Here is a 12,098-nt window from a genome sequence, read left to right as displayed (position 1 = left end):
TTGACTTGCCAAGGCCACAACACAATGCTATAGTGAATCCTAATGCAGTTGCGATGTGTTATGTCGGGCTGCACTCATCAAGAGCGAGGGAGAGAACGGCTCGTTGATCTCGCGGCAACCCCCGGAGCGCCGGGTAGGTGCCAATTCCGTCCAGAGCAAGACCTCTGGCAGATGAGCGGATAAATCAGTGATTGAGCTGAAGACGTTTCCCTGCCGGAGAAACGTCTTTTTTATTGGAGGCTCACACTCTCATGGTGCAACAACAACAGCAGGCTGCCGGCTCGACTTTCATGTCCTCCCCACGGTACTTCTTCACCTCGGAGTCCGTGTCGGAAGGCCACCCGGACAAGATGTGCGATCAGGTCTCGGATGCCGTATTGGACGCCATTCTCACGAATGATCCGAATGCGCGTGTCGCTTGCGAAAGCTCCACCACGACGGGTATCGTGTTCGTTTTCGGTGAAATCACCACGAGCACGTATGTCGATATTGAAGAACTGGTCCGCGAAACCGTGCGCGGCATCGGCTACACCCGCGGCAAGTACGGCTTTGACGCCGACACCTGCGGTGTGATGGTCTCGATTAAGGAACAGTCGTCAGATATCGCGCAGGGTGTTGACAAGGCGCTGGAAGCCCGCGAAGGCCAGATGAGCGATGCGGAAATCGAAGCGACGGGCGCGGGCGATCAAGGCATGATGATCGGCTTCGCCTGCGACGAAACGCCGGAACTGATGCCGCTGACCATTTCGCTGGCGCACAAGCTGACCCGCCGCCTCGCCGAAGCGCGCAAGTCCGGTGAAATCGACTGGCTGCGTCCCGACGCCAAGAGTCAGGTGACGGTCGAATATGCTTACGGCAAGCCGAAGCGTGTCGACACCATCGTCGTCTCAACCCAGCACGCGCCGGAAGTATCGCAGGAAGAAATCCGCAAGACGGTGATTGAACAGATCATCATGCGCGTCGTGCCCCATCACCTGCTGGACGACAACACGCGCATTTTCGTCAACCCGACCGGTCGTTTCGTCACCGGTGGCCCGCTCGGCGACGCTGGCCTGACCGGACGCAAGATCATTGTCGACACTTATGGCGGCGTGGCCCGTCACGGCGGCGGCGCGTTCTCCGGCAAGGACCCGACGAAGGTCGATCGCAGCGCGGCGTACATGGCGCGCTACATCGCCAAGAACATCGTCGCGGCGGGCATCGCCAAGCGCTTTGAACTGCAGGTGTCGTACGCCATCGGCGTCGCCCAGCCGACCTCGCTGGCCGTCGAAACCTTCGGCACGGGCGTCATCCCGGATGAACAGATCGAAGCGATCATCCGCAAGCACTTTGACATGCGCCCCGCCGCCATCATCCGCGACCTGAACCTGCGCCGCCCGATCTACAAGCAGGTCGCCGCGTATGGTCACTTTGGCCGCGATGATATCAGCGTGCCGTGGGAACAGACCGACAAGGCGGATGCCCTCCGCGCTGAAGCCGGGCTGTAGGAGAAGTTGACAGTTCACAGTCTTCAGTGAACCGTTAAAGACTAGAACTGATGTAGGGGCGCACGGCGGTGCGCCTCTACCATTTAACCCCCGTATCTCTAATTCGCATCGGACGACCGCGTTTGCTTCTGCCACGGATAACTGTGAACTGATCACTGTCAACCTATTCTCATTGCCGCGCTGCCTCGGGTTAGTGTATAGTTTCAGCAGCGGACTATTCACGAAGGTAAGGGCGATTATGCGCGCGTTGAAAGCTATCGGCAGCGGTATCAAAAACTTCATGATTCTGTTCTCGTTCATCGTCAATCTGATTCTGATCATCGTGCTGGTGGTGCTGCTCCTGCTGATCTTCGACATCAAGAACAACGTCGCCTCGCCGCTGCTCACTGGGCTGCACAGCAGTTTCGTCGGGCTGGACGAAGCCACCATCGACTGGACAATCCCCGTCCGCGATACGATCCCCGTCGTGCTCAATGTGCCGCTGGAAACGCAAACCGTCGTCGTGCTGACGCAGTCCGTGCCGCTGGTCGTGAACGCAACCATCACCCTCCCCGGCGTTGGCGTGCTCAACAACGCCAGCGTGAATCTATCGCTGCCCGCGGGGCTGGAACTGCCCGTCGCGCTCGATTTGGATGTCCCCATCAACGAGGAATTACCCGTCGCGCTGGATGTCCGCGCCGTGATCCCCGTGTCGGAGACGCAGCTCCACGACCCGATCAACAACCTGCGCCTCACGTTTGAACCGATTGTCCGCGCGCTGTTCAACCTGCCCGACAATTTTGCCGAAGCTACCCAGTTCGCCGCCGACGCGATCAGCGGGGAGCCGATCTACCTGATGGCGGACAGCGATTATTCGCGCGATCCGTGGCCGGGCTTCTCGGAGACTGCCGGCTTGGGCTACACGCTCGATGATGAACCGGTGCCCATGGCTAACCAACCGATCCCGACGGGACTGGTCGCCATCGGCGGCATTCGCGCGCTCGACGAACTGCTGCGCCCACAGTTGTACGAAGGCGATTCTTCGCCGGAAACGATCAATCAGCAGGCGGTGACCACTATGCAGGGTCAAGCCGTGCCGCCCGAGAACTACGACGGGAGCTACGCCCAGAGCAATTCGCCATAGCGCACCAGTCGGAGTGCGCGCATGTCAATCTGGATGGGGCGCAGCGCGCTGCGCGCCTCCTATTCGTTTCTACGGTCCCGACCTCCTTTGACCGGCCCATCCCCGCCATCGTTAAAGAGTGCATAATAGCCGGATTCACGTCGGGTTCAGGCCGTCAACCTGTGATAAAATCAGTCCAGAAGTTTGCCCAGTGAGAGATGAGAATGTCCAAGCCCGACTCCCAACCCCGCATCTGCGATTACGAAGGTTCGAATTACCGTACCGACTTCTGGGAGGGACGCGGGCGCGAATATGAAGACCGCGTCGAGCGCATCGCGCTGCGCAAGCTGCTGCCGAAAACGGGGCAGCGCCTGCTCGAAGTCGGCGCGGGCTTTGGGCGGCTCACCAACGAATATGCCAATTTCGAGCAAGTGATCGTGCTCGATTATGCGCTTTCGAATTTGCAGGATGCGCAGGAGCATCTCGGGCGGTCGCCGCGTTACATCTATGTGGCCGCTGATGCCTATAAACTGCCGTTCCAGCCGGGCATCTTCGACTGCGTGACGGTCGTGCGCGTGCTGCATCATATGTCGGACGTGACACGCGTGCTCAACCAAATCCGCCGCGTGCTGTCGCCGGGCGGCACGCTGATTCTCGAACACGCCAACAAGCGCAATCTGAAGGCGCTGGTTCGGCACGCGCTGAACAAGCAGGCGTGGGATCCAAACAATCTCGACCCGGTCGAATTTGTCGAACTCAATTTCGACTTTCACCCGGAGCACATCCGGCAGGAGCTGGGACGCGCCGGGTTTGACCTGAAGACACGCGTACCTGTTTCGTTCTTCCGCCTGCAGCCGCTCAAGAAGTACGTGCCGCAGAATGTGCTGGTCGGCATGGACAGCGCGCTGCAAGCGACGGGACTGCTGTATTCGCCGAGCATCTTCACCAAGAGCATCGCCACCGGGCCAACGCCCGACAATCGCTCGGTCGAAACGCTGTTCGCCTGCCCGGAATGCGGCGGCGAGGTCGTGCGCAGCGGCGAAATCCTCACCTGCCGCACCGATGGCCGCCGCTGGGCAGTCCGCGACGGCATCTATGATTTCAAAGCGCCCATCGAAGTCGACTAAATGGCTGACCTGCGCAACCTCGGCCCGAAAAGCCGCCAATGGCTCGCCGAAATCGGCATCACGACCTTCGAAGAGATTGAACGCCTCGGCTCGATGGAAGTCTACCGCCGCCTGAAAGCCAGCCGTCCGCGCGAGGTATCGCTCAATATGCTGTACGGGCTGGAAGCGGCCATCCTCGACATCCCGTGGCAGCACCTGCCGCAAGATGTCAAAGATCAACTCAAAGCACAGGTTGATTAAAGACTCAACGCGAAGAAATTAACCACAGAGAACACAGAGAGCACAGAGGAGAAATTCAGATCTATTTCTCTGTGTTCTCCGTGTTCTCTGTGGTTCAACAGCTTTTTACAGCTCTTCTAGGTATTTCTGCTTGGCGACTTCGTAGCGTTCACGGAGCTGCTGGGTGAGCACTCCCGGCGTGCCATCCCCCAGTTTGATCCCATCAATCTCCACGACGGGCACAATCCCCCGGCTCGCGCTGGTGATAAAGGCTTCGCTCACCCGCGGCACATCATTCACGTGGATTGGCTGACGGCGTACGGGCAGCACCTCCGCTGCGACTTCCAGCGCAATCTGCTGCCCAATCCCCGGCAGTACCCCTTCCCCGGCGGTATACAGCACGCCATCGAGAATCGCGTAAAAATTGCTCGTCGCCCCTTCCAGTACGTGCCCTGCCGCGTCGAGCAGCAGCGACGTATAGATCCCGGGCGGCAGCGTCGATTCCAGCTTCTCGCGGTCGTGCATCCAGCCCGTGGTTTTGGCTTCGGCATTCTGACGGGCGCTGTCCGGCGCGGTGATCACGCGGATGCCGTTGGCGATCACCTCGGGCGGCACGCCCTTGAACGGTTCGACACTCAGGATGAAGCGCTCCGGTTGGTCGGCGGGCACAGTGATGCGATAGCGCACGTCCCCGTAACCTGCCAGCATAATCAACTCACGGAGCGCCGCACGCAGCCGGGAACGATCCAGCGTGAGCGGAATGTGCGCCCGCCGCGCCGAATCTTCCATGCGGTCGAGATGCGCGGTCAGCTTGAGCGCCTTGGTGGTGTCGAACGTGTTGCCGACGGTGTAGATGCCATTGGCGGGTTCATAGCGCGCCGCCGCATTCAGCGACTCAGCCGTGTAGTCGGCGGGTTGCAGCCCTTCGGAGGTCAATATACGGATAGTACAGGGCATGGTTTCACCTCATAAGTCCGGATTGCTTGGAATGCCTACAGTGACATGAGCTCTTTTAGCTGTCAACTGTAAACTGAATACTGTGAACTATTGCTTCTATTCCTGATGACGTGCTTGACACGACTATAGGAAAACGTTAGCATATCTACTAGCGTTGTGCAGGAGACCAATCGTGCCAACAATTTACTGCTTGTCGACTACCGGTATGGGTATGACTACTCCACATATTTATGTGCGGGGTCGCTTACGCTTGCCGTAAAGTCTGAGCAGGACGATAGACAAACAAAGCGCGTGGCCCCGGGGTCACGCGCTTTTTATTTCGCTCAAGGGGACATCATCATGCAAACCATTACCATGAAATTTGGCGGGACGTCGGTCGGCAGTCCGGAAGCCATCAGCAACGTCGTGAATATCGTCGGGGAAGCAGTCGCACAGGGCAACCGCGTGATCGTGGTCGTCTCGGCGATGTCCGGCGTCACCGACCAATTGATCGGTTCGGTGCGCGAGGCAGCGGCGGGCAATCGTTGGGGTTACCTGTCGTGTTCACAAAAGCTGCGCGACCGCCATCACGAAGTCGTCAACCTGCTGACCGTCCCCGGTAAGAATCGCGGCGATGTGCTGAACGACATCGAAATCCTGCTCTCGCAGCACACCGAACTGTGTAATGCCATCAACATTCTCGGCGAAGCCACCCCCCGCATCAGCGATTCGATTGTCGCCTTTGGCGAACGTCTCAGTTCGCGCATCGTCGCCGCCGTCATGCGCCACGCCCGCATCAACGCGCGCGCCTTCGACGCCGGCCAGTTCCTCGTCACCGATGACCGCTTCGGCAGCGCGACGCCCAACTGGGAAGAGACCGAACGCCGCATTCAGAACGCGCTCGTCCCCCTGCTCGATCAGGGCATCGTTCCGGTACTGACGGGCTTCATCGGCGCAACCCCCGATGGCCAGATCACCACGCTGGGGCGCGGCGGCAGCGACTACAGCGGCGCGATCTTCGCCGCGTATTCCAACAGCGACGAGCTCATCATCTGGACGGACGTGGACGGCGTTATGACGACCGATCCGCGCATCGACCGGCGCGCGCGCGTGCTGCCGAACATCTCGTATACGGAAGTGGGCGAACTCGCGTTTTACGGGGCGAAAGTGCTGCATCCTAAGACGGTGCAGCCGATCCTGAACAAGGGCATCCCCATGCGGGTGCGCAATACCTTTAATCCCAAACACCCCGGCACGCTCATCAGCGAAGTCGCCGAGCCGACCCACACCGTCATCAAGGCCGTGACGGCGGTGCGCAACGTCAGCTTGGTCACCGTGCAAGGCAAGGGCATGATCGGCGTGCCCGGCATCGCAGGCCGCACCTTCCTCGCCACAGCGCGCGCGGGCGCGAACATCCTCATGATCTCGCAGGCCTCGTCTGAGCAGAACTTCTGCTTCGTGGTCATGAACGAACGGGTAGAACAGGCGAAAGCCTCAATTGAAGAAGAGCTCGCCAAAGAGATTGCGCGACAGGATGTCGATGGCATCGACGTGATGCAAAAGGTCTCGGTCGTGACGGTAGTCGGCGCAGGGATGCGCGGCACGCCCGGCGTGGCGGGACGCGTGTTCACGACGCTCGGCAACAACGACGTGAACGTGATCGCCATCGCGCAGGGCGCATCCGAGTGCAGCATTTCGTTCGTGGTCGACGAAACCAACATCGAACGCACCGTGTTGTCGCTGCACGATCTGGCGCTCGAAGCCGTCCCCGTTCATTAGAGACATCTAACCGCAGAGAGCGCAAAGAGCACAGAGGAAATTTCGGATATTTTCTCCGTGTTCTCTGTGTTTTCCGTGGTTAATAATCTCTTCTGGTTAAAACGCGAAGGGGTCGCTGTCGTCGTCGAGGCCGAGCGCGTCGCTCATGAGGATCGCGCCCTCATTCGCCTGCGGCAGTCGGCTCAGGTAGCGTTCGGTCACGGCGACGTTGCTGTGCCGCAGCAGGCGGCTGATCTTCTCGATGGGCACACCTGCGTGCTGGAGTGTCCCGGCGACCGAGCGGCGCAGGTCGTGCGGCGCGACGTGCCCGATCTGCGCATCCGCCGCCGCATTGTCGATGATGATCCAGATACCGTTGGGCGACAAGCCGAAACGGCTGATGCGCCCGCCCTTCCAGATGCGGCGGATGAGCGGTGACGTCGGATGCGGTGCGTGCCCCTCCCGTCGAATCGCCCGGTTCCAGTTTTCCAGCGCCAGAATCACGGCACGCGGCATATCGACAAAGGCCGCTTTCTTCCCCTTGCCATGCACCCGCAGCACCACCCGATCATTCTGCTTGCTGATGTCTTCCCAGCGGGCGAGCGCCAGTTCTTCGCGGCGCAGCGCCATCGTGCACAGCATCGTCATGACGACATTGTTGCGCAGCATTTGATTGTCGCTGGTGGCAATGTTACGCCCGGAGATCATCAACTGGCGGATTTCAGCCGTGGCGAGCCAGCGACCGGGGCGCTGCCCCTCCTTCGGCGCGCGGCATTTTGACGCGCGTCATCGTCGCCGGGACATAATCGTCCAGCCACCCCGCCTCGGCCAGCAAGCTTGTCAGCGTGAGAATCGAGGCGCGCGCCTGCATCAACGCCTGCTTGCCCTGCCCGCGGCTGTGCAGCATGCCTAACCACGCGCGAAGCTGCGTCGCGCTCAGGCAGTTCTGCAGCACGGGGATGGGCAGCGCGCACATGCGTTGAATCCGCTGCGGGCCGCGCGTCGGCTTAACGCCCGTCAGATCGACCAGATACTGATCCACCCAGCGGAAGTAGGCGCGATGCGTGTGCTTGCTCCCGGCCTGCCCGGGCAAGACCGCCGCGAAATTGAATGTCAGGTCGTCACGGTCGCCGAGCGGCGCGGGTTGACGAGGTACGGGTAGGTTTCGGTTGTTCATGCCGCCGATTATACGCTGAAAACGGCCAACAGGCGTTAGTCGAAGCGGATGATATCGATTACCTAAATTTAGTTGGTTCGCTCACGTTTACGCTCTTCAGAGATGAAATAGACTATCCTATATGATGAGGCTAATAAGTCGCCGCTCATGTGATGTATGTGCTGGTTAACTATGTCGGGAACTGATCTCGAAGCCATTCTCAGTCAAGCAGAACCACCCGATGCCGACACCTGGCAGCGGCTGCGGGAGGCGCTCCGCACCTACCAGACGCAAGCGCAAGGTAACCGGGACTTTTTCGATCAGGTCCGGGAGCTGTTCCACGCCTACAGCATCCCCCAATGCCTGACGAACCTCGACGGCGTGATCGTCGACATCAACGCGCGCGCTTGCGAACTTTCGGGCTTCACGCGCGACGAATTGCTCGGCCAACAGGTGCTGGATCTCGCCGTGTACAGCACGCCGGAACAACGCGCGCAGTTACTGGAACAGTTCATGCGCGCCGGGCATCTCCGCGACATTGAAGTCGAATCGCGGCGCAAAGATGGTCAGCGGATCGTGGCGATCATGAACTGGGATCTGCTCATCTCGCGGGGGCGGCAGTTCATCCTCACCACCTTGTACGATGTCACCGCCATCCGCGACAGCGAAGAACAACTGCGCAACATGCATCAGATCGCCACCCGGCAGGCGCAGGAATCAGCGCTGCTGCACGAAGCGCGCACCATCCTCTCACGCAGCATGGATTTGCCGACCTTGATCCGCGCGATTGTCGACGGGGTGGCCGAAAAGTTCGGCTATACCCTCGTCAGCCTGTATCTCGTCGAAGATCAGGTGCTCAAGTTACAGCATCACCACGGCTATGTGGTTACTCTCGGCGATCTTCCGCTGGATCGCGGCATCATGGCGCGCGCCGTGCGCCTCAAACATCCGCTGCTGCTCCGCGACGTGAGCACTGATCCAGAGTTCATACAGGCGATCGCGGGCGTTCGTTCAGAAATCGCCGCGCCGCTGTTTGTTGACGACGATGCGGTTGGCGTGCTCAACGTCGAATCGACCGGAAATTTGGAGCTCGGCGACGCCGATTTACGCTTGATCGTCGCACTCAGCGAGCATATCAGCCTCGCCATTCAGCGCGCGCAGTTGTTCAGCAGCCTCGCCGACAGCGAGCGGCGCGAACGCGAACAACGTTTGTTCGCGGAAGCCCTGCGCGATGTCGCCGCCGGGTTGAACGGCACCCTCCCGCTGGAACCGATGATCGACCTGATCATGGGGCACCTGCAGCGCGTCATGCCCCTTTTTGACGGGCTGCGCATGCTGTTCATTCACGGTGAGCGGGGACGGGTGGCGGTGCAGCGTGGCTATCCGGCCGGGAGCTTCGCCGGAACCTTCCCGCTGAGCGAGATACAGTGCATCAGCGATATGTTGACCAAGCGTCAGGTGTGCCTCTATCAGGACGCGCCAGCGCCGTATGACTGGGCGCAGGGAACACCGCTCGCCAGCGTCCGTTCGCTGATCGGCGCGCCGATCATGGCGGATGGCCACGTCATCGGCGTCCTGTTCCTCGATAGTCAGGCGCCGAACACGTTTGCAGAGAAGCACGCTGATTTGCTGCAAGCCTTCGCAGATCAAACTGGGATCGCGCTCAAGAAAGCGCAGCTCCACAAGCGTCTGCGCCGCCAAAACCGCATGCGTCTGCATCAGGCCATGCAGTATGAACGGCGCGTTTCCGAAATGCGGGCGCAGTTCGGCATCGCCATCTCGCACGAATTCCGCACCCCCCTCACGACGATCCACACCGCCGCCGATCTGCTGCGGCTGTATGACGAGCGGCTTACGGCAGAGCGCCGCCGGGAATTACTCGGCAAAGTCAAAACGCAGATCAAGCACCTGACGCATTTACTTGACGATATCATGCTGCTCAGCCGCGCGGAATTGATCGGCATCCAGATCAATCGCAAAGCCGTCGACCTCGACCAACTCTGCCGCGATATCACCTCGGAGATTCAGTGGATCGCCGGGGACAAGCATCGCATTCTCTTCTTCGGCGATGGGCTGTGTCAGGAGGCCTATATCGACGAAGATTTGATCCGCCGGATTTTGATCAACTTGCTGACGAACGCGGTGAAGTACTCACCTGAGGGTGGCAAAGTGCTGTTCATCCTCAACCGGGAAACGGACGATGCGATCATCGAGATCACCGACAATGGCATCGGCATTCCAGCCGAAGAGGTTGATAATCTCTTCCAGACTTTCCATCGCGCGGGCAATGTCGGCTCGATTCCGGGTACGGGGTTAGGCTTGACGCTCGTCAAACAGGCCGTCGAAATGCACGGCGGGGCGATTCAGGTCACCAGTACGGAAGGCATGGGCACGACCTTCACCGTACGCCTGCCGATTGCGCCCCCGCCCACCTAGCCGACCAGCTAGGCACCGCCTACCCAGTCAAATCCAACCTTCTCCGCCTAAAGACGGAGCTAGGTTCAGTCTTTGGCACTTTGTGACCCCTACCGCCATCGGTTAAAGTTGGGGGGTATGTGAAGGGTGGTGGTTCACCCACGCCTTTTGCCGAGGGGGAAAAGATCATGATGAACGAACAAACGATCCGTGACGCGGCTGAGTGCTATGTTCAAGCGCTCGCCGACAACTCGTCGCACTTCCTTGAGCAATTTGCGCCGAATGCGTGGATTGAGGATGCGGACGGGGTTCAGCATCGCGGTCGCACCGCGATTAGTGAGCACATGACGGCGTGGCTGTCCGGCTATCAGTCGGTGCAGTTCACGGTCGAACGGATCGTCGTCGCGCGTGATCAAGCAGCCGTACGCTGGAAGGCAAAAGGCGTGACCGCCACCGGGCATCGGGTGGTGTTCGTCGGCATTTCGATCCTGCGCTTCGACGCCACCGGGCAGATAGCTGGCGCGCGCCAATATGAAACGGGCGTCCTCGCGCAGAGCGCCTGAACCGCCCAAACACCCCTGTGAATCAAAAGCGACCATAGCGGTCGCTTTTTTGTTGGCTAGTCGAGATACTCAGGCAGTTCAAACCAGAAAACCGAACCGCCGGAAGGTGGACAATCTACGCCTACCTGACCACCATGCAGCAGCACCATATGCTTGACGATCCACAGGCCGAGCCCGGTGCTGCTTTCGTTCGCGGTCGGGCGCGGGCTGAGCTTGCCGAATTCGGTGAACAGCAGATTGCGCTCATTCACGGGGATGCCCGGTCCTTGATCCGCGATGCAGAAGCGCACAAAGCCCGGCGTCACTTCGGACCACAGCCGCACAATCGTATCGCTGGGGCTGTACTTGAGCGCATTGCTGACAAGATTGTTCAAAATCTGCGTGACACGCGCCGGGTCGGCGTGCATGAGACCGGGGAGCGGATCAATCTGCACTGTGATGCCTTTGCTCTCCGCCATCATGCTGAACTCTTCGATCACCGGCTCGACCAATTCACCGAGCGCTACCGCGCGCAGTTGCAGACTGATCCGCCCATTCTGACACGCGGCCACGTCGAGGAAATCTTCGATGAATCCGTTCATCTGCATGACGGTGTGCTGCAAGAGGTCGAGCAGTCCCAGCGCGTCGGGGTCATGCGCGAGGCTGGGTCGGAGCAGGGTTTCCACCATGTTGATGTGGGTGAGCGGCGCGCGCAAATCGTGCGAGGCGATGCGCATCAGCCGATCTTTGAGGACGCGCGACGCCTCAAATTCGCGGATCATCCGCTTCTGCAAATCCATCATCCGCTTGAGCTTGAGCTGCGTTTCGATGCGCGCCAGCACAACTTCCACATCAATCGGCTTGGTGATGTAGTCGTTCGCGCCGAGCTGCAAGCCGGACACAATAGCGTGATTCTGCGCCAGCGCCGAGATGAGCACCACCGGGGTATCCTGCGTGGCGGGATGGCTGCGAATGTGGCGCAGGGTCTCTAGCCCGTTCATGCCGGGCAGCATAATGTCGAGCAGAATCAAATCCATCGTCTCCTGTTCCAGCAGCGCCAGCGCGGTATCCGCGCGATCTGCCTCGAAGAGTTGATGTTGATTCTTTAGGATGCGCTTCAGGAGGATGCGATTGACGATTTCATCATCAACAATCAGGATCTTGGCTTGCGTCTCCTGAACATCAGTTGTCGTATACGAGAAATCGGAGGGGATCATTGTGCTCTCTGCGATTGCGCCGATATTTATACAATAGCGCAAGGAGAGCGTAAACTTCATTCATCCCTCATGAAATTTACGTTTGAAATCTACGGTTTGTCAATGCAGTTACGGTACCAAAGTCACACAGCTTGGATCG

At 59.6% G+C, this 12,098-nt stretch carries 11 protein-coding genes and 1 riboswitch; of the genes, 7 read left to right on the top strand and 4 right to left on the bottom strand.

The window, feature by feature from the left end:
* The first annotated feature begins 71 nt into the window (after positions 1-71).
* A riboswitch (SAM riboswitch) is annotated at positions 72-178 on the top strand.
* Positions 179-251: 73 nt separating this feature from the next.
* From metK to IPK17_RS32015, 4 genes are all read left to right on the top strand, one after another.
* Positions 252-1,487, top strand: a complete 1,236-nt coding sequence (gene metK / locus IPK17_RS32030) for a methionine adenosyltransferase (protein ID WP_343421800.1) — start codon at positions 252-254, stop codon at positions 1,485-1,487.
* A 238-nt stretch (positions 1,488-1,725) separates the two neighbouring features.
* On the top strand, positions 1,726-2,610 hold the full coding sequence (locus IPK17_RS32025) for a hypothetical protein (protein WP_343421799.1): 885 nt from the start codon (positions 1,726-1,728) through the stop codon (positions 2,608-2,610).
* Between the two features lie 203 nt (positions 2,611-2,813).
* Complete coding sequence (locus IPK17_RS32020; protein ID WP_343421798.1) at positions 2,814-3,716, top strand: methyltransferase domain-containing protein; 903 nt, start codon at positions 2,814-2,816, stop codon at positions 3,714-3,716.
* Positions 3,717-3,956, top strand: a complete 240-nt coding sequence (locus tag IPK17_RS32015; protein WP_343421797.1) for a TfoX/Sxy family protein — start codon at positions 3,717-3,719, stop codon at positions 3,954-3,956.
* Between the two features lie 105 nt (positions 3,957-4,061).
* Here IPK17_RS32015 and IPK17_RS32010 read toward each other — a convergent pair whose 3' ends face one another.
* Positions 4,062-4,892 carry an aminotransferase class IV gene (locus tag IPK17_RS32010; protein ID WP_343421796.1) on the bottom strand — a complete coding sequence of 277 codons (831 nt, stop codon included), beginning with the start codon at positions 4,890-4,892 and terminating at the stop codon, positions 4,062-4,064.
* A 339-nt stretch (positions 4,893-5,231) separates the two neighbouring features.
* Here IPK17_RS32010 and IPK17_RS32005 point away from each other — a divergent pair, with 339 nt between their 5' ends.
* Positions 5,232-6,650 (top strand): aspartate kinase, encoded by a 1,419-nt coding sequence (locus tag IPK17_RS32005; protein ID WP_343421795.1) that lies wholly within the window; start codon positions 5,232-5,234, stop codon positions 6,648-6,650.
* Positions 6,651-6,746: 96 nt separating this feature from the next.
* On the opposite strand, the gene IPK17_RS32000 is transcribed toward IPK17_RS32005, so the two are convergent.
* Positions 6,747-7,337: a tyrosine-type recombinase/integrase gene (locus IPK17_RS32000; RefSeq protein WP_343421794.1), complete on the bottom strand. Its 591-nt coding sequence runs from the start codon at positions 7,335-7,337 to the stop codon at positions 6,747-6,749.
* Between the two features lie 13 nt (positions 7,338-7,350).
* Positions 7,351-7,806, bottom strand: coding sequence for a hypothetical protein (locus IPK17_RS31995; RefSeq protein ID WP_343421793.1), 456 nt, complete (start codon positions 7,804-7,806; stop codon positions 7,351-7,353).
* Positions 7,807-7,977: 171 nt separating this feature from the next.
* Between IPK17_RS31995 and IPK17_RS31990 the strand changes: the two genes are divergently transcribed.
* A complete protein-coding gene (locus tag IPK17_RS31990) occupies positions 7,978-10,221 on the top strand; it encodes a PAS domain-containing sensor histidine kinase (RefSeq protein WP_343421792.1) in 2,244 nt (747 codons plus the stop codon).
* Positions 10,222-10,388: 167 nt separating this feature from the next.
* Entirely contained in the window at positions 10,389-10,763 is a 375-nt protein-coding gene (locus IPK17_RS31985; RefSeq protein ID WP_343421791.1) for a nuclear transport factor 2 family protein, read from the top strand.
* Between the two features lie 56 nt (positions 10,764-10,819).
* On the opposite strand, the gene IPK17_RS31980 is transcribed toward IPK17_RS31985, so the two are convergent.
* Positions 10,820-11,959: a hybrid sensor histidine kinase/response regulator gene (locus IPK17_RS31980; protein WP_343421790.1), complete on the bottom strand. Its 1,140-nt coding sequence runs from the start codon at positions 11,957-11,959 to the stop codon at positions 10,820-10,822.
* Between the last annotated feature and the right edge of the window lie 139 nt (positions 11,960-12,098).

It is taken from the genome of Candidatus Flexifilum breve (assembly GCF_016713355.1).
This window is presented reverse-complemented; position numbering and strand designations above follow the sequence as displayed.